This is a genomic window from Prauserella halophila (assembly GCF_024171895.1).
Classification (GTDB): Bacteria; Actinomycetota; Actinomycetes; order Mycobacteriales; family Pseudonocardiaceae; genus Prauserella; species Prauserella halophila.
Genome location: NZ_JAMTCQ010000012.1, coordinates 288,756 through 305,981 on the forward strand (window position 1 = coordinate 288,756; position 17,226 = coordinate 305,981).

Annotated in this window: 17 protein-coding genes; 8 read left to right on the forward strand and 9 right to left on the reverse strand. The window is 70.0% G+C overall.

Annotated elements, in window-relative coordinates:
* Positions 1 to 8: 8 nt before the first annotated feature.
* From LY41_RS18515 to LY41_RS18545, 7 genes are all read right to left on the reverse strand, one after another.
* The gene (locus LY41_RS18515; RefSeq protein WP_253865319.1) at positions 9 to 638 is read right to left on the reverse strand and encodes a maleylpyruvate isomerase N-terminal domain-containing protein; all 630 of its coding nucleotides are present in this window, start codon (positions 636 to 638) and stop codon (positions 9 to 11) included.
* Positions 598 to 1,461, reverse strand: coding sequence for a DedA family protein (locus LY41_RS18520; RefSeq protein ID WP_253865321.1), 864 nt, complete (start codon positions 1,459 to 1,461; stop codon positions 598 to 600). The genes LY41_RS18515 and LY41_RS18520 overlap by 41 nt, the downstream gene beginning before the upstream one ends.
* A complete protein-coding gene (locus LY41_RS18525) occupies positions 1,454 to 2,434 on the reverse strand; it encodes a lysophospholipid acyltransferase family protein (protein ID WP_372493315.1) in 981 nt (326 codons plus the stop codon). Before LY41_RS18525 ends, LY41_RS18520 begins: the two co-directional genes overlap by 8 nt.
* An 80-nt stretch (positions 2,435 to 2,514) precedes the next feature.
* Positions 2,515 to 3,381, reverse strand: a complete 867-nt coding sequence (locus LY41_RS18530; RefSeq protein WP_253865325.1) for a GNAT family N-acetyltransferase — start codon at positions 3,379 to 3,381, stop codon at positions 2,515 to 2,517.
* 569 nt (positions 3,382 to 3,950) lie between these two features.
* A complete protein-coding gene (locus LY41_RS18535) occupies positions 3,951 to 4,490 on the reverse strand; it encodes a maleylpyruvate isomerase N-terminal domain-containing protein (RefSeq protein ID WP_253865327.1) in 540 nt (179 codons plus the stop codon).
* A 190-nt stretch (positions 4,491 to 4,680) separates the two neighbouring features.
* Positions 4,681 to 5,487, reverse strand: a complete 807-nt coding sequence (locus LY41_RS18540; protein WP_253865329.1) for a class I SAM-dependent methyltransferase — start codon at positions 5,485 to 5,487, stop codon at positions 4,681 to 4,683.
* Positions 5,469 to 5,957 carry a DUF2505 domain-containing protein gene (locus LY41_RS18545; RefSeq protein ID WP_253865331.1) on the reverse strand — a complete coding sequence of 163 codons (489 nt, stop codon included), beginning with the start codon at positions 5,955 to 5,957 and terminating at the stop codon, positions 5,469 to 5,471. The genes LY41_RS18540 and LY41_RS18545 overlap by 19 nt, the downstream gene beginning before the upstream one ends.
* A gap of 25 nt (positions 5,958 to 5,982) precedes the next feature.
* Here LY41_RS18545 and LY41_RS18550 point away from each other — a divergent pair, with 25 nt between their 5' ends.
* Complete coding sequence (locus tag LY41_RS18550; RefSeq protein ID WP_253865332.1) at positions 5,983 to 7,032, forward strand: UDP-N-acetylmuramate dehydrogenase; 1,050 nt, start codon at positions 5,983 to 5,985, stop codon at positions 7,030 to 7,032.
* 224 nt (positions 7,033 to 7,256) lie between these two features.
* On the opposite strand, the gene LY41_RS18555 is transcribed toward LY41_RS18550, so the two are convergent.
* Positions 7,257 to 7,988, reverse strand: a complete 732-nt coding sequence (locus tag LY41_RS18555; RefSeq protein ID WP_253865333.1) for an SDR family oxidoreductase — start codon at positions 7,986 to 7,988, stop codon at positions 7,257 to 7,259.
* Positions 7,989 to 8,235: 247 nt separating this feature from the next.
* Here LY41_RS18555 and LY41_RS18560 point away from each other — a divergent pair, with 247 nt between their 5' ends.
* From LY41_RS18560 to LY41_RS18575, 4 genes are all read left to right on the forward strand, one after another.
* The gene (locus LY41_RS18560) at positions 8,236 to 9,354 is read left to right on the forward strand and encodes a L,D-transpeptidase (RefSeq protein ID WP_253865572.1); all 1,119 of its coding nucleotides are present in this window, start codon (positions 8,236 to 8,238) and stop codon (positions 9,352 to 9,354) included.
* Positions 9,355 to 9,483: 129 nt separating this feature from the next.
* Positions 9,484 to 9,921, forward strand: coding sequence for a hypothetical protein (locus LY41_RS18565; RefSeq protein ID WP_253865335.1), 438 nt, complete (start codon positions 9,484 to 9,486; stop codon positions 9,919 to 9,921).
* A gap of 9 nt (positions 9,922 to 9,930) precedes the next feature.
* Complete coding sequence (locus LY41_RS18570) at positions 9,931 to 11,472, forward strand: MFS transporter (protein WP_253865336.1); 1,542 nt, start codon at positions 9,931 to 9,933, stop codon at positions 11,470 to 11,472.
* Entirely contained in the window at positions 11,469 to 12,080 is a 612-nt protein-coding gene (locus LY41_RS18575) for a TetR/AcrR family transcriptional regulator (RefSeq protein WP_253865337.1), read from the forward strand. The genes LY41_RS18570 and LY41_RS18575 overlap by 4 nt, the downstream gene beginning before the upstream one ends.
* 296 nt (positions 12,081 to 12,376) lie before the next feature.
* Here LY41_RS18575 and LY41_RS18580 read toward each other — a convergent pair whose 3' ends face one another.
* The gene (locus LY41_RS18580) at positions 12,377 to 13,348 is read right to left on the reverse strand and encodes a TerC/Alx family metal homeostasis membrane protein (protein WP_253865574.1); all 972 of its coding nucleotides are present in this window, start codon (positions 13,346 to 13,348) and stop codon (positions 12,377 to 12,379) included.
* 446 nt (positions 13,349 to 13,794) lie between these two features.
* Here LY41_RS18580 and LY41_RS18585 point away from each other — a divergent pair, with 446 nt between their 5' ends.
* From LY41_RS18585 to mshA, 3 genes are all read left to right on the forward strand, one after another.
* Complete coding sequence (locus LY41_RS18585; RefSeq protein ID WP_253865575.1) at positions 13,795 to 14,958, forward strand: epoxide hydrolase family protein; 1,164 nt, start codon at positions 13,795 to 13,797, stop codon at positions 14,956 to 14,958.
* Between the two features lie 70 nt (positions 14,959 to 15,028).
* Positions 15,029 to 15,907 carry an alpha/beta fold hydrolase gene (locus LY41_RS18590; protein ID WP_253865338.1) on the forward strand — a complete coding sequence of 293 codons (879 nt, stop codon included), beginning with the start codon at positions 15,029 to 15,031 and terminating at the stop codon, positions 15,905 to 15,907.
* Positions 15,904 to 17,199, forward strand: a complete 1,296-nt coding sequence (mshA, locus tag LY41_RS18595; RefSeq protein WP_253865339.1) for a D-inositol-3-phosphate glycosyltransferase — start codon at positions 15,904 to 15,906, stop codon at positions 17,197 to 17,199. The genes LY41_RS18590 and mshA overlap by 4 nt, the downstream gene beginning before the upstream one ends.
* Positions 17,200 to 17,226: the final 27 nt, after the last annotated feature.

The window sequence follows — 17,226 nt, forward strand, 5'->3', positions numbered from 1 at the left end:
CGCGCTGGTCAGGGGGTCTCGAGCGGATCGAGGAGCGTGGCGTCCCCGGTGATCGACACGTCCGCGGGCCTGCGCCAGAGCCGCTTGTAGACGGCGTCCGCACCACCGCTGAGCGTGACGTCCGGTTCGGCGGGGCCCGTCAGTGCGGGCGGCTGCCCCGGCGTGAGCGTCAGTGACCACAGCCTGCGCGCGTCCTCGGCGTGCACGAGCACCGTGCCGCTCGCCCCGAGGGCCGACCAGTCCGCGCTCCTGCGGTGGATGATCATGGACAGTGCCTCGTCGACGCCGTCGGCCGCGAACGCGGTGTCGAACGTCGTGGCGTCGCGCTCGCCCGCGAGCTCGGCGTCGACCCGGTGGACGGCGGCCTCGTGCGCCTGCCGGCGGGCCCACGCGCCGAGGTTCGCCTCGTAGCACGGGAACGGCATCTGGGCGGGTGTTTCCGGGCCGCCGTCGAACGCCCGGCGCAGTTGCGCACGCGTGTCGTCCCACCAGGGGAGGGTCTCGTCCCACACCTTCGGCGGGCGTTCGCCGCGCGGTTCGCTGCCGTGCGGATCGGCGATGCACGCCAGCACCCACGCGTGTACCGCCGCCACGTGCCTAACGAGGCGCTCGACAGTCCAATTCGGACACGACGGCACCGTCGCCTCGGGACCCGCCGTCAGCGCCGCGTCCCGCAACGCCTCGCTGTGCTCGTCGAACTCCGCCAGCAGCGTGTCGTAGGTCAGCGGCGTGTTGTTGAGCTGCGGCGTGTTGTCGACTTGCGGAGTGTTGTCGGTCAGCGGGTTCTGGGTGTTGTTCGCGGTGTCGTTCGGCGCGGTGCTCGGGTTGCCGTTCGGATGCATCGCCTCGTCGCTCACGGCGCGACAGTAGCCGCCTGCCGACCTCGATGAAACCCATGATCACCAGCCCCAGTGCGAACGCGGCGAGTAGGCCGGCCACCGGGTCGTCGGCGAAGCTCGCCGCTCCCGCCGCCCCGACGAGCACCGAGTAGACCGCCCAGATCGTCGTGCCCGTGAGGTCGAGCAGCGCGAACCGGCCGAACGGGTACTTCAGCCCGCCCGTCGCCAACGACGACGCGACCCGCCCGCCCGGGACGTAGCGGCCCGCGACGATCAGCACCACGCCGTGTCTGCGGAGCCGGTCGACGGCCCACGTGTAGTTGCGCCTGCCGCGTTCGCTGCGGACGAGCCGGGAGATCCCGAACGGTCCGACGGCCCGGCCGAGCCCGTGCCCGGCGCAGTCGCCCGCCCATGCGCCGAGCGCCGCGACCGCGGTCAGGCCCGCCAGTGCCGTCACGTCGGCGGTGCCCAGCAGGACGGCCATCGTGATCACGGTCGACTCGCTGGGCATGAACGGCAGCAGCGCATCCAGCCCGGCGACCGCGAACACCACCAGCCACAGCCACGGCTCGTCGAGGTGGCTCTGCAGCAGCGTGGTGAGGTCGTGCAGTACGTCAAACATGCGCGGCCCCGGTGCGGGCCTCGGTGTCGGCGTGGGTGTCGGTGTCGGTGTGGTGCACGGTGTCGGCGGCGCACGTGGTGCGGGTCGTGGAACCGCCCTGGACGGCGTGCTGGGCACGGCGGGCGAGCGTGCGGCGATCGCCCACCGGTTCGAGGTGACGGCCGACGTCGACGTGCACGCTCAGGTCGCGGGCGCGGACCACGCGGGCGAGCGATGCGGCGAGACCGTCGTCACCGACGAACGCCGCGACCGTGGACGGCGCGCCGCGCTGACGGTAGGACAGTGTGACGGGGCGGACCGGCGCGCCGACATCGATCGCGGCCTGGAACACGGCCCGCCGGAACGGCCCGCCCGGACTGCTGCACCACGTCGTGGCCTCGGGGAACACGGCGACGGTCTCGCCCGCCCGGAGGCGTTCGGCGACGGCGTCGACCGTGGCGGGCAACCCGCGCAGCGACCACCGGTCGAGCAGCAGCGTGCCCATGCGCCGGGCCTGCCTGCCCACGAACGGCCACCTCGCGACCTCGCGTTTCGCCAGGAACGTCACCGGCTCGAGGGCCAGCAGCACCGGAATGTCGAGCCACGACACGTGATTCGCGACGACGAGTGTCCCCACCCCGCTGCCGCCGTGTTGCGGATTCCGGGGCCCGTGTTGCGGGTTCCAGAGACCGTGTTGCGGGTTCCGGGGCCCGTGTTGCGCCCGCTCGTCACCCGGCCACCGCCCCTCATCGACGCGCTGACGCACGGCTGCGTCCATGGGCCTGTGTTGCGGGTTCGGGGTGAGCGGGCCGGTGGCGGTGAACGTGATGCCCAGGGCGTCGAGGGCGGCAGCCGCCCGGTGCCGAACGTCCGGGGTGCCGGTGTCCCGGACGTCGGCGTTGCGGTGGTCGGCGTTGCGGTGGTCGGTGTTGTCGTCGGACGCGGTGCCGGTCAGGACTGTCGCGAGGGCCACGGTTCGCCGCACGCTCTCCATGGTCGGCACCGGCGGCAACCGGTGCGTGACGCACCGGGGAGAGCACGGTGAACTCGCTCGCCACGGGTTCGCTCCGGCGTTCACCGGTCGTCTCCGAGCAGGTAACGCAGGTAGCGATCGTCGACGTCGGCGAGGCGCAGCAGTACGTAGAAGTCGGCGACGTCGAAGTCCGGATCGTGGGCGGGCGGCCCGCAGACCCAGGCGCCCAGGCGCAGGTATCCGCGGAGCAGGGGCGGCAGGTCGACGTACCGCGGGTGGTCGATGCGTTGCGGCGGCAGCCACGGCCGGTACGGCCGCACGCGATACTCGGCCGGTGAGATGTGCCGGGCGGAGGCGAGGTGCCAGGCCGTCGTCGCCGCGTGCCCGCCGTCGGACAGCGGCACCGAGGCGCATCCGCCCAGGTAGCGGTGGCCCGCGAGGAGCGTGTACCGCGCGAGGGACGACCACATGAGCGTGATGACGGATCCGTTGCGGTGAGCGGGAGCCACACACGAACGGCCCGCCTCGACGATCTCGCCCGCGAGGGGGTCGAGGTCGCCGAGGTCGAACTCGGTCGCCGAGTACGGGACGGGGGAGCGGTGCGGCGGCAGGATCCGATACGTGCCGATGATCTCTTCGGTGGGGTCGTGCGTGACGACGAGGTGATCGCACAGCTCGTCGAACGCGTCGGCGTCGAGCCCCGCGTGTCCTGCGTTCAGGGCGCCGTGTTGCGGATCCCGGAGCTCGTGTTGCGGGTTCCGGGGCCCGTGTTGCGGATTCACGTCACGGCGCTGGGGCTGGTCGTCACGGTGCTGCGGCCGGTCGGCGCGGTGGGCGGCGGTCAGGTCGGCGCCGAGCTCGCCGGCGAACACGGACGCGCGGAGCCGTTGCGCAGCACGGATCTCGTCGGGGGTGTCGGCGATGCGGGCCGTGTAGGTGCGCGTCGCCGCGGTGGACAACACGGGCATGGCGCTCTCCGTTCCTCAGGTGTGCATCGGGTGCGTACAAGGAGGAGAAAAGCACCGATATGATGGCCGTGACCAGGGGATACGTTCGATATCAGGGGAATGTCGGGGCGGTCCCCGAGGCCCGGGGTGGGGCTACCCCCACCACACCGCCGACGTCCGCTCCACCACGACTCGCCGCCCGTTCCCACGCCGCGTGTCCTGCACTCGGCCACCCGTGTTCTGCACTCGGAACCTCGACTTCTGCGCTCGTCGGCGTGAGTTCTGCGCTCATCACGTCGAGACCGGCACCAGGGACGCAGAGATCGGTATCCGGGCTCGTCCCGAGTGCGGCACCCGTCGGCTGTGTCGATCCGTCGCGATGGCGTCGCGGTGCCGTCGCGTCGAGAATCCTCGCAGCACGACGGGCTGGGGTCGCGTAACGAAACGCCTACCGGAATCCGCAACACGGGCCCCGGAATCCGCAACACGGGATCTGGGAAACGCAACACGCATCCACGGACGTGCGCAACACGCACCCACCGGCGTCGATCAGAAGGCACTGACAGTCGTTGGCATCCGCTCGGTGCGGGTCAACGCGCTGACCAACCAAGCCTGACCGTGACGTTCCGTGGCCAGATCTGCGAGAAGGTGGAGCACCGGTGTGAACGCCTCCGCGGGAAAGGCGGCGTGGCAACGTCGATACTGCGTGCGAGATCGTCGGCATGAACGACGATCTCCACCAGGCGGGTGAGGAGGAAATCGTCGCGGCGAAGGCTCCACCCCTGCCACGGAATCGCGACGGTCGCTTGAGCCCGGTTGCTGCGCAAGAGATCGTCCACCTGGTCAAAAGCCTCTCGGCATCTGCGCACCATGGCGTCGAATCCGGCAGCGGCCTCGGATTCGTCACGGGTCCGGTCGTTCGCCGGGTCGTCAAGTGAATCGGTCAGCAGCCACGTCGCACGTCGGTAATGGTCCGCGGACTCGTCGATCGGGGGGTCCGTCGCCGGAACGGGCAGAATCTCGGCGGCACGGACGAGTTGCCTGCCGAGGTGGCAGGTGAGCATGCCGACGGTCATGCGCTCGAGGAATCTGTCGGAATCCCGGTTTCGTTCGACGGCCGGGTTCTCCACGAGTTCGAGTGCGATTTGTGCGGAAGTGAGGAAATCTCGGTCACGGGTGTCCATGCGGCGATCGTAGGTTGGTGGGCCCAATGCTCGGGAAACGCAACACGGCCCCTGGAAAACGCAACACGGTCCCTGGAAAACGCAACACGGGCGCACGAACGCAGGACACGCGTGTACGAGTGCAGGACACGCGAGGTCAGCGTGGGGCGATCGACGTCCACGGGACGGTGAGTTCGCCGAGGCGCCACCGCGCCGGGCGGTTCAGGACCGGCCAACCGGACGCGGCCAGCAGCCGCACCGTCTCCGTCCACCGTACCCGCGGGCCGAACGTCGAGAACGGCGCAGCCGTCGCCCAGCAGTGGTCCAATCGCGACAGTAGTTCGTGAATCCGCTCACCCGGAACATTCCGGTGAATCAACGCCTTCGGCAATCGCTCGGCCACAGTGGACGGACGATCCAGCGATGCGACGCGGCACGACAGTGTCAGCGACACCGGGCCTCGATGCGAGACCGCGGCCCACGTGCACAGTCTGCCGATCTCGTCGCAGGTGCCTTCGACGAGCAGTCCGCCCGGCGCGATCCGTTCCAGCATCGCGCGCCACGACGGTTCGACGTCGGACTCGTCGTACTGCCGGAGCACGTTGAACGCGCGCACCACCGTCGGCCTGCTGCCGGCGAGTTCGAACCCGCCGCGCCGGAAGTCCAGCGACGGCGGAGCGGCGACCGCAGCGCCCACGGCCACGCGCTCCGGATCGAGCTCCAGCCCGAGCACCCGCGCGTCCGGAGCCGCGGCGCGCAGGCGGGTCGCCAGCTCCACGGTCGTCACGGGCGATGCGCCGTAGCCGAGGTCGACGACCAGGGGCGCGGCCTCCGAGCGCAAGGCGCGCCGCACCCCGAGGTCGGCGACCAGCCAGCGGTCGATGCGCCGCAGGCGATTCGGGTTCGTGGTTCCTCTGGTCGGCGAGCCGAGCGGCTCGGCGCGCTTCAGCTGCGCGCGAGCCACGACGTCGTGAAATCGGCCTCCCGCTCGAGCAGCTGTGTGACCTGCTCCGCGATCAGCCCTTCGAGCTTGCCGCCCACCAGCGGGATCTTCACTGTCACCTCGCCGCGCGTGACCTGCCGCGCACCCGCATCGCCGTCGGGCTCCACCGTCACGTTCCCGGTGATTTCTCCCGGAATGCCGTCGACCTGTGCGCGGATCGTGCCCTCGCTGCCGCGCCAGGTGTGCTCGCGCCGCACCATCAGGTCACCCGACACGAACTTCTGCGCCATCGACGGCAGCTTGTCCGCGGGGACGCCCTGTACCAGCGTGTACCGCACCTCGTCGCCGTCGACGGCGTGGTTCTCGAGCGCGGCGTCGACGCCGCCGATCTCGGTCAGCCGCGTGCGCAACGCGGCCTCGTCGGATTGGGCGGCGACGACCTCGGCGACGGAGGCAGGGAACGTCGCCCGATGCTCGATACGGGAAGCCATGCCCGGGACAGTACCGTTGCGGGCTGTGAGCACTGTCGAAACGTCCACCGGCCGCGACCTGCGCAACTACACGACGCTGCGTCTCGGCGGCCCCGCGCGCCGGTTCGTGACGACGACCACGCCCGCCGAACTGGCAGGCGCCGTCGGAGACCTCGACGCGGCGGGTGAGCCCGTCCTGCTGGTCGGCGGTGGCTCGAACCTCGTCGTGTCCGACGCCGGGTTCGACGGCACCGTCGTGCGGATCGCCGCCACCGGATGGGACGGCGCGACCGTGCAGGCCGGGCAGGACTGGGACGCCTACGTCGCCGCCACCGTCGCGGAGGGCTACGGCGGGCTGGAATGCCTCTCCGGGATCCCCGGGTCGGCGGGCGCCACGCCCATCCAGAACGTCGGCGCGTACGGCTGTGAGATCAGCGATGTGCTGCATTCGATCGAGCTCTACGACCGGACCACGGGCGAGGTGCGCACCCTCACCGCAGGCGAACTCGGCTTCGCCTACCGCACGAGCATGCTCAAGGGAACCGACGACGGCGTGGTGCTGTCGGTGCGGTTCGACCTCCGCGAGGACGGCCTGTCCGCGCCGATTCGCTACGCCGAACTGGCCCGCACGCTCGGCGTCGAGGTCGGCGACCGGGTGCCCGCGGCGCAGGTGCGTGCGGCGGTGCTGGAGCTGCGCCGCCGCAAGGGCATGGTGCTCGACGCCGGCGACCACGACACGTGGAGCGCGGGGTCGTTCTTCACCAACCCGATCGTGCCCGAGGCGCAGGTGGATGACGTGCTGAGCCGCATCGCGAGCGTCGTGGGCGAGGACGTGTCCGTGCCGCAGTACCCCGCAGACGGTGGTGTGAAGCTGTCCGCGGCGTGGCTCATCGAGCGTGCCGGGTTCACCAAGGGGCACGCCGGTCCGGGCGGGCGGGTGTCGTTGTCGACGAAACACACCCTCGCTCTGACCAACCGTGGCGAGGCGCGCACCGAGGACCTGCTGGCACTGGCCCGCGAGGTGCGCGACGGGGTCGTCGGCGTGTTCGGTGTCACGCTCCGTCCGGAACCGCTGCTCATCAACTGCGAGCTGTGAGCTCCGCGGGAGTGTCGGCGGGCGCGTCTCCCGGCGGCCCTGACGTATGCCGGGGCCGACTCGTTCCGGGCCGGGCGTAGCAGGACAGCGGCGATACCGCGGCAGGATCAACGGCGAGATCGCGGCGATACCGCGGCAAGATCAAGGGAACGTCCGGGGCGTTCAACGCCCCGAAGGTGCCCTTGGGGGCGAAAAAGGTGCCCTTGGGGCGCCCGCCGAACCCCTCACTCGCGGTGGAAGGTCTTCCCGTCCAGCTGGGCGCGCGGCTTCATGACGATCCGGTCGAGGTTGACGTGTGACGGCCGTGTGGCGGCGAACGAGATGACGTCGGCCACGTCCTCGGCAGCCAACGGCTGGTACCCCTCGTAGACTTTCGCCGCGCGGTCGGTGTCGCCGTCGAACCGGTTGACCGAGAACTCGGTCTCGACCGCGCCCGGAACGATCTCCGTCAGCCGCACCGGATCGCCCAGGTGCTCGGCGCGCAGCGTCTCGTGCAACGCCGCTTGCGCGTGCTTCGCCGACGTGTAGCCCGAGCCGCCGGGATACACGCTGTGGCCCGCGATCGACGTCACCGTGATGACGTGCCCGTCCCCGGAGTCCACGAGCTTCGGCAGCAGCGCCTTCGTCATGCGCAGCGTGCCCAGCACGTTCGTCTCCCACATCCAGCGCCAGTGTTCCTCGTCGGCGGCCTCGACCCGCTCGACACCCCACGCGCCGCCGGCGTTGTTGACCAGTACGTGGCACTCCGGAACCCGTTCGGCGAACGAGGCAACGGAATCGGCGTCCGTGACGTCCAGGGTCAGGGCGGTGCCCGACGTTTCCTCGGCGAGCGGGGTGAGCCTGTCGAGCCGGCGTGCGCCGAGGACGACGTGGAATCCGGCCCGGGCGAGGGATCTGGCGGCGGCTGCGCCGATGCCGGCGCTGGCGCCGGTGACGACTGCGGTTCGCGTGCTCATGGTTCGTATGTTGCCAGGTAATGTTGTAGTGCTGGCGGGGGTGCTGGCCGGGCCAGGGAGGTAGACACACGTGAGGTTCGGACGAGACGGAGCAACTGAACGCGCTGCCGACGGCCGTGGTGTGGACGAGCGCGGTGTGGACGAGCGCGGTGTTGACCAGCCGGGTGCGGCCGAGAACGACACCGCAGGGCGTCGCTGGGGCAGGCGTGGTGTGCTGAAGGCGGCCGCCGTGGCGGCGCCTGCGGGGATGCTCGTCGCGTGCACGGGTGACGACGACTCCGCGGGGGCAGGTACCGGCGACGGCGGCGGGGGCGAACCCGCCGAACCGCAGGCCACGATCGCTGCGCAGCCGAAGGCCGACGCCCGCGACGTCGACGTCACCGCTCCCGTCAAGCTGACGGTCGCCGAGGGCACGTTCGACGAGGTCACGCTCACGAACGAGGACGGCAAAGCCGTCGAGGGCAGTCTCAATGACGACAAGACCGAGTGGACCGTCGGCGAACCCCTCGGCTACGGCCGCACCTATACCTACGCCGCGACGGCCGCGGGTGGCGACGGCCGCACCGCCGAGTTCGACGGTTCGTTCAGCACGGTCCAGCCGTCCGCGGTCGTGCGCGCCACGCTGTATCCGGGCGACGACGCCGTCGTCGGGGTCGGCCAGCCCATCACCGTCAAGTTCGACGCCCCGGTCGGCGACCGTGCCGCCGCGCAGCGCGCTCTGTCGGTGACGACGGAGCCGCAGGTCGAGGGCGCGTGGGCGTGGCTGAACGACCAGCAGGTCGACTGGCGTCCCCGCGAGTACTGGCCCGCCAACACCCGCGTCGAGGTCGCCGCGAAGCTCTACGGCGTGCACTACGGCGGTGGCTCCTACGGCAAGGCGGACGTCACCACGAAGTTCAGCATCGGGCGCAACCAGGTGGTCAAGGTGCACACGCCCGAACACCGCATGCGCGTGTACCGCGACGGCGCCGAGGTCGCCAACTACCCGTGCAGCAACGGCAAGGACGCCAACCCCGACCTCAACACCCCGAACGGCACGGTCATCGTGATGACCAAGGAGCCCACGTCGATCTTCGACAACGAGGAGTACGGCTACACCGACGTCAAGAAGACCTGGTGCTGCCGCATCTCCAACCACGGCGAGTACATCCACGAGAACCAGGAGAACGCCGCCAACATCGGTAAGAAGAACACGTCGCACGGCTGCATCAACCTGTTCGCCGACGACGCCAAGGCGTACTTCGACTCGGCGATGCTCGGCGACCCCGTCGAGGTCACCGGGGCGAGGGCCGATTTCCCGACGACGTCGGACGTCATGGACTGGCTGCTCGACTGGGAGACGTGGAAGTCCAAATCGGCCCTGTGACCGATTCGGCGCGGCGATCCGAATCGGCGCCGTGCTCCATTCGGCCCGGTGACCCATTCGGCCCGTGATCCATTCGGCGCCGTGATCCAGGTCGACGCTGTCACGTCGGCGCGATGACGGCCGCTGTAGGTGGACTGGACGTTCGTGACACCGGTCTTCGGACGAGAGGCCGGCGGTTGGCAACAGGCCCGGGTGTCGGTTCGCATCTGGGTTGCCGAATCCGCGTCGCCGCCGCCCGAGCTGTGTCGGATACCGGCCGACGGTGCGGCAGTCGATTCTGAATTCGATGTCGCCGAGCTGGCTGGTGAGCCGCTGTGCCTGCCGCTGTGCCTGCCGCTGTGCCTGCCGCTTGTGTCGGCACCGTCCGGCGTTGTCCGTTCGATCGTCCACGCGGATGTCGCGGCCGGGCTTCGGCGCGCGTCGACGGCAGATCGCGTAGCCCGCATCTCGCGATCGGACGTCGCCTGCTCTTCGCACCGAGGATCGGCCGTGTGTGACGACTCCGGCTCCTCCTGTCCGAATTTATTGGACGATGGTACTAATAGTTCTATCGTTCAACTTTATTGAGGAGGCGGGATGAGTTCGAGGCAATCGGCTGGGTGGCGCGAGTGGTGTGGTCTCGCGCTGTTGGCGTTGCCGACCATGCTGCTGGGGCTGGACGTGACGGCGCTCTATCTGGTGACCCCGAGCCTGGCGGTGGACCTGGACCCGAGTGCGACCGAGACGCTGTGGATCATGGACGCCTACGGCTTCTTCATCGCGGGTTTCCTGATCGCGATGGGGACGTTGGGCGACCGGCTCGGTCGACGCCGGTTACTCATGATCGGAGTGGCGGCATTCGCCGCGGTCTCTGTCTCGGCGGCGTTCGCTCCCACCGCGTTGTGGTTGATCGTGGCACGGGCCCTGCTTGGTGTGGCCGGAGCAACACTGATGCCCTCGACTCTCTCCTTGATCGGCACCATGTTCACCGACGCCCGGCAACGGGCATTGGCGATCGGGGTGTGGGCCACGATGTTCGCCCTGGGAATGGCCGCAGGCCCGGTCGTGGGCGGGATCCTGGTCGCCTCCCTGTGGTGGGGCGCGGTCTTCCTCGTCGCCGTCCCGGTGGCCCTGCTGGTGCTCGCCGGTGCACCTGCGCTACTGCCCGAGCACCGGACCCGTGCAGGTCGGCTCGACCCGCTGAGCGTCGCGTTGTCCCTGGCGGCACTGCTGCCGATCGTCTACGCGATCAAGCACGGCGCCGCCTACGGCGTCGACGCCCAGGCCGTCGGCGCCGTCGTTGTCGGCGGGGGAGCTGCCGTCGCGTTCGTGCGCCGCCAACTCCGCATCCCGGAGCCGCTACTCGACATGAAGCTGTTCACCACCCGTGGGTTCGCAACGGCTCTGTCGGTGTTGTTGATCGGCCTGGTCGGTTTCGGTGGCGTGATGTTGCTGGTCACCCAGTACCTGCAGCTCGTCGTCGGCCACTCGCCGATAACGGCTGGCCTGTGGATGGGCCCGCCCGCATTGGCCATGCTCATCGGGGCCATCGGTGCCCCACTGATGGCTGCTCGCATCTCACCCGGCCGTGTGATGGCGGCCGTCCTGTCCCTGTCGCTGGCCGGATATGCACTGCTGACCCTGGCCGGAACCGACAGCCAGCTGACCGTTGTCGCCGGCTTCGCGCTTGTCTACCTCGGCCTCGGCGTCATCGCCGCGCTGGGCACTGACATCGTCGTGGGTGCGGCACCCGCGGACCGGTCGGGATCGGCGGCCGCGCTGTCCGAGACCGTGCAAGAGCTCGGAATCGCCGCCGGCGTCGCGCTGCTGGGAAGCCTCACCACCGCGATCTACCGCAGTAGTATCGATACACCCGCCGGACTGCCTGCACCCTTGGCCGAGATCTACAGCGACAGCCTTGCCGGAGCATCATCGGTCGCGGACCGGATCCCGACCGGCGCTCTCGAGCACGCGCGAACCGTGTTCACCGGCGGACTCAACACGGCCTCCCTTGCCGCGGGCCTTGTCGTTGGAGCCGCTGCCCTGGCTTGCTTTCTGATGTTGCGGCACCTCCGGCCCCTCGGCGAGGCCGATCGCGAAGCGGCGTCGATAACCTCGGCACCCAGGAACGATCGATGACGGGTGACGCGATGGCGGCTGAACACGACTCCGGAGAAGCAGGCGGAGGACACGAGACTGTCGATGGGCGAAAACTACGTGGCCAACGTCGGCGAGCACAGATCATCGAAGCAACTCTCGAGATCGTCCGCCGGGACGGCGCAGCCGGTGTCACCCACCGCACCGTCGCCAAAGAAGCGGGGATCACCACCAGCCTGACCCTGTACTATTTCGCCACCCTGGACGATCTACTGGTAGCCGCCCTGACCAGCGTCACCGACGACTACACGAGCCGTATCCGGCAGCTCATCGACCACGAGGACGACCCACTCGCAGGCCTGGCCGAGCTTATCGCCGAATCCGGCGGCCCCGGACGTGAACGAGCACTCGCCGAACGCGAGCTGTCCACCCTCGCTGCCCGCCGCCCAGCCCTGCGACCGATCGCCAGACGCTGGCGCGACAACGTCGCCGAGCTCGGCCGAACACAGACCGACGACCCCGACACGATCGAGGGGTTCGTCGCACTCTCCGACGGCCTGTGTACCGCGATCCTCCTCAACGACCGCGAAGCCGATCCCGGCCACATCGAGGCAGTGCTCAGTAAGGCTCTTCTGCGAAGCAGCGAGTAGCCCGCGTCGGCCCACCACCGACCGTTCTCGGTGCTGTCACGAACGTCCTGCCCCTGCAACAACCGGCCCTGTGGCGACCAGCGCCACGACAACGAATTCCGGCGCAGGGGCGCGTGCGAAGTCTGCGGTCGTCGTCCCGGCGGCCGGGCGGGTGCGCTCGTCAGTCCTTGTGGACCTCGATGAGCGACCCGGCGGTGATGATGGCCGCCAGGACGACGATCGCGATGATCACGATTTCGAGAACCATGGTCGACTCCTCGTCGTTGAGGCGCCGGTGAAGGCCTGGTCGGCCCAGTCTACGCCTTCGTGTCGGCGGCTTCCCGGTTCTCGTTGCGCTTGGACACCCGCAGGCTGAGCACGGTCACGACGCCCAGGATGCCGATGATCGCCAGCAACGAGATCGGCGTCGGGATGGTCGGCACCGCGGGCCACACGGTGTGTGCCCAGTGCAGCACGAGCTTCACGCCGATGAAGGCGAGGATGAGCGCGAGGCCGTGGTTGAGGTAGATCAGCTTCGCGAGTACCGCCTGCAGCACGAAGTACAGGGCGCGCAGGCCGAGCAGGGCGAACGCGTTGGTCGCGAACACGAGGTACGGGTCCTCGGTGATGCCGTACACGGCGGGCACCGAGTCGACCGCGAACACGATGTCGGTGGCGAACACGGCGACCACGACGATCGCCAACGGCGTCAGCGCACGCTTGCCCGCCTCGCGGACGATCATCTTCGTGCCGCGGTAGTCGTCGGTGACATGCGTGAACCGGCGCATCAGCTTCACCGAGCGCATCTCGGACGGGTCCTTCTCGTCCTGGTGCCCCTTGAGGGCCTCCACGAGGATTTTCACCGCGGAGATGAACAGGATGACGCCGAACACCAGGAACGCCCACGTGCCGGCTTGCAGCATCGCCGCGCCGAGGGCGATGAAGATGCCGCGCAGCACGAGCGCGCCGACGATGCCGTAGAGCAGCACGCGCTGCTGCACCGCCGCAGGCACCGCGAACCCGGTGAGGATCAGCAGGAACACGAAGAGGTTGTCCACCGACAACGACTTCTCGACGACGAAGCCCGTCACGAACTCGGTCGCCTGGGCCCCGCTGAACGCCAGCCATACGAACAGCGCGAACACGAACGGCAGCGCCAGATAGAACACCGACCAGCCGACGGCCTCCTTCATGGCGACCTCGTGCGGTTTGCGCGTGATCACGAAGTCGGCGACGAGCAGGGCGAGCAGCACCAGGATGCTGAGCGTCCAGAGCATGGGCGAACCCATGGTCTCGGCGGCTTCGGCAGCGCCGGAACCGGCGGCTTGGACGAGCACACAGACCTCCGCGAACGTTGAATCGTTCGAGGTCTCCTTCACCCGCGGCGCGCGGGCGACCTGCCGAGAACGCAATCCGTGCGTTCGTACTGACCGGCGAGGCCCAAGGTGGAAGTACTCCCCTCGATGACAAGTGTCCGGCACGACGAACGTCGTTGCCAACCCGGGGCGGCTGTGACCGGGTGTGACGTCCGTCGGGTGTGATGTCCACCGGACATGCCCGAGGCGGGCCGGTGACGGGGCGGCCGCGGGGCGGGGCGGGATGTGGTCGCCGGGAATTGTCAGTGGTGGTTCGTATGCTCCGCGGAAAGGCGTTCACCTGCGACGATGCAGGTGGTAGGGGAGTGACGGTGACACCACCGACGGAGCGTGCAACCACACCCAGCGGCACCGAATCCTTGGAGGCCGAATCTTTCGAGGCCGAATCTTTCGAGGTCGAGCCGTTCGAGATTTCGGTGCCGCAGGCCGAGCTGGACGATCTGAGGGAGCGACTGGCGCGCGCCCGCTGGCCCGACGAGCTCGACGGCGTCGGTTGGGACCACGGCGTCCCGGCCGGCTACGTCCGGGAGCTCGCCGCGTACTGGCGTGACGGGTTCGACTGGCGCGCGCAGGAGCGGCGCCTCAACGCGTATCCGCAGTTCGCGGCCGATGTCGCCGGGCAGCGGGTGCATTTCCTGCACGTCCGCTCGCCGGAGCCCGACGCGTTGCCGCTGCTGCTGGTGCACGGCTGGGGAACGACGTTCGCCGAGTTCCTCGACGTCATCGGCCCGCTGACCGAGCCGCGCGCCCACGGTGGCGACCCGCGCGACGCGTTCCATGTGGTGATCCCGTCGCCGCCGGGCTTCGCGTTCTCCGGCCCGACGACCGAACCCGGCCAGGCCGACAGCGACCGGTACGCCGAGCTGTTCGCCGCGCTCATGGCTGGTCTGGGGTACGAGCGGTACGGCGCTCAGGGCGGCGACCTCGGTTCCCTGGTCGGTCCGCAGCTGGGCAGGGTGGCGCCCGGCAACGTCGTGGGCGTGCACGTCAACGGCCTGCTGACACTCGGTGGTTGGGATCTCGACCCGGACGAACTCGACGCCGGCGACCGCCGCCGCTTCGAGGGGCTGCAGAACTTCGACGAGGTCGGCGGTTATGCGGCGGTGCAGTCGACGCGTCCGCAGTCGCTCGCGATGGGACTGCACGACTCCCCGGTGGGGCTGCTGACGTGGCTGGCCGACATCTACCACCTGTTCTCGAATCCGGCGGCCGAACTGCCGGACGACGCTGTCGGCCGGGACGCGCTGTTGACGAACGTGTCGTTGTACTGGCTGACCGGCACGACGGCGTCGTCGATGCGGATCTACAAGGAGGCGCAGAGCTGGGCCGCTGAGCTGCCGAGTTCCGGGGTTCCGACGGGCTGTGCGCTGTTTCCCGGTGACAGCACGATCCGTGTGCTGGCGGAGCGGCAGAACCACGTCACGCACTGGTCGGAGTTCGACCGCGGTGGGCATTTCGCGGCAATGGAGGCGCCGGACCTGCTGGTCGACGACGTCCGGACGTTCTTCCGCAGCGTGCGCTGACGCGTTCGGCGACGCCGCGGTGGTGTCCGCCTCCGGCCGGGATCGACCGGCCGGGTGAGAGACTGCCGGGGTGCGAACCGAGGTCACAGGTGCAGACGGGGTCCGGATCGGCGCGATCGTCGACGGTGCAGGCGCGGCGGACGGAGCAGGCGCGGCCGGTGCGGTAGGTGCCGACGGCGAGGCGGGTGGCCGCCCGCCCGTGATCGTCTTCGTGCACGGCTGGGCCCAGTCGGCGGACGCGTGGCAGCTGCAGTTGGCCGACCCGCGGCTGGCCGGCGAGTTCCGCCTCGTCGCGATGGACCTGCGCGGGCACGGCCGGTCGGGCGTGCCCGCCGACGGTTACGACGACCCCCGCGTGTGGGCCGACGACCTGGCCGCGGTGCTGGAACTGGCAGGTACGCCCGCGGTGGTGGTCGGCTGGTCCTACGGCGGCCTCGTCATCACCGACTACCTGCGTGTCCACGGCACCGCCGGGCTGGCGGGCGTCGTCTACGCGGGCGCGATCACCGAGCTGGGCCGTGACCACCCGGGCGGCGCCGTCGGGCCGGCGATGCAGGCGGCACTGCCGGAGGCGCTGTCGCCGGACGACGACGTCGCCCGGCCCGCGGTGCAGCGCCTGTGCGGCGGCATGACGGCGGGATCCGACGGGGCGTCGCTGGTCGACGACATCCTCGCCGTGCCCGCCCACGTGCGCGCGGGGCTGTTCCGGCGGGACATCGGCTCGGCCGAGGTGCTCGAAGCCGTCGACGTTCCTGCGCTCGTGCTGCACGGCGAGAGCGACGCCGTTGTCGACATCACTGCCGCCGAGTACGCGGCCGGGAAGATTCCGGGGGCCCGTAAGCGTTGGTTGCCTGGGGTGGGCCATCTTCCGTTCGCCGAGGAAGCGAAGACGTTCGGAGACGAACTGGCGGCCTTCGCCCGCGACGCGTACAGAAAGGTGAACCGGTGACGATCTCCTGGTACCGGCAGGCCGCGACGCAGCAGCCGCGCCGGGTGGCGGTGCTGACCGTGCACACCTCCCCGCTGGAGCAGCCGGGCACCGGCGATGCGGGGGGAATGAACGTCTACATCGCCCAGACGGCCCAGGAGATGGCCAGACGCGGGGTGCAGGTCGAGGTGTTCACGCGCGCCACGTCGTCGGACCAGCCGCCGGTCGCCGAGCTCGCCCCCGGCGTGCTCGTGCGCCACATCCCGGCGGGCCCGTTCGAACCGCTGTCACGCGGTGAACTGCCCGCGCAGCTGTGTGCGTTCACCAACGGCGTGCTGCGTACGGAGGCGGCCCACGAGCCGGGCTACTACGACCTGATCCATTCGCACTACTGGCTGTCCGGTCAGGTCGGTTGGCTCGCACGCGAACGGTGGGGTGTGCCGCTGGTGCACACCGCGCACACTCTGGCCAGGGTGAAGAACGCTGCACTGGCCGAGGGGGACACGCCGGAGCCGCGGACCCGTGTCATCGGCGAACAACAGGTCGTCGACGAGGCGGATCAGCTGATCGTCAACACCGGGGTCGAAGCCGAGCAGCTGGTCGACCTGTACGACGCCGCCCCCCGTGCGGTGCGGACCGTGTCACCGGGAGTGGATCTGGAGCGGTTCCGGCCGGGGTCGCAGGCGCAGTCACGGCGGATCCTCGGGCTGAGCGACGACGCCGTGGTGCTGGCGTTCGCGGGCCGGATCCAGCCGTTGAAGGCGCCGGATGTGCTGTTGCGTGCCGCCGCGGAGCTGGTCGCGCAGCGGCCGGAGTTGCGCAGCAGGCTGGTGGTGCTGGTCGCGGGCGGACCGTCGGGCACCGGGCTGGAGCAGCCGGAGTCGCTGAAGGCGCTGGCCGCCGACCTGGGGATCGCGGAGCTGACCCGGTTCCTGCCGCCGCAGTCGGGCGACGGGCTGGTCGACGTGTACCGGGCCGCGGACGTCGTGGCGGTGCCGAGCCACAATGAGTCGTTCGGCCTGGTCGCGCTCGAGGCGCAGGCCTGCGGGACGCCGGTGGTCGCCGCGTCGGTGGGCGGGCTGCCGGTGGCGGTCGACCACGGGACGTCGGGGCTGCTGGTCGAGTCCCACCGCGCGCCGGAGTGGGCGGATGCACTGGCCGATGCGGCGTTGCGCCGACGGGACGCACTCGCCGAGGGGGCGGTGCGGCATGCGCAACGGTTCTCGTGGCAGCGCACGACGGACGTGCTGCTCGACAGTTACGCCGATGCACGCGGGGCGTTCCACCGTGCGGCTCTGGAGGTGGCGGTGTGAGCAGCCGGGATGCCGGGGGTGTCGACG

What these genes read in the sequence shown, in the direction of transcription:
- LY41_RS18520 (WP_253865321.1), bottom strand. Translation starts at nt 1,461, where the DNA reads ATGTTTGACGTACTGCACGACCTCACCACGCTGCTGCAGAGCCACCTC.
- LY41_RS18525 (WP_372493315.1), bottom strand. Translation starts at nt 2,434, where the DNA reads ATGGAGAGCGTGCGGCGAACCGTGGCCCTCGCGACAGTCCTGACCGGC.
- LY41_RS18530 (WP_253865325.1), bottom strand. Translation starts at nt 3,381, where the DNA reads ATGCCCGTGTTGTCCACCGCGGCGACGCGCACCTACACGGCCCGCATC.
- LY41_RS18545 (WP_253865331.1), bottom strand. Translation starts at nt 5,957, where the DNA reads ATGGCTTCCCGTATCGAGCATCGGGCGACGTTCCCTGCCTCCGTCGCC.
- LY41_RS18555 (WP_253865333.1), bottom strand. Translation starts at nt 7,988, where the DNA reads ATGAGCACGCGAACCGCAGTCGTCACCGGCGCCAGCGCCGGCATCGGC.
- LY41_RS18560 (WP_253865572.1), top strand. Translation starts at nt 8,236, where the DNA reads ATGCTCGTCGCGTGCACGGGTGACGACGACTCCGCGGGGGCAGGTACC.
- LY41_RS18570 (WP_253865336.1), top strand. Translation starts at nt 9,931, where the DNA reads ATGAGTTCGAGGCAATCGGCTGGGTGGCGCGAGTGGTGTGGTCTCGCG.
- LY41_RS18575 (WP_253865337.1), top strand. Translation starts at nt 11,469, where the DNA reads ATGACGGGTGACGCGATGGCGGCTGAACACGACTCCGGAGAAGCAGGC.
- LY41_RS18580 (WP_253865574.1), bottom strand. Translation starts at nt 13,348, where the DNA reads ATGGGTTCGCCCATGCTCTGGACGCTCAGCATCCTGGTGCTGCTCGCC.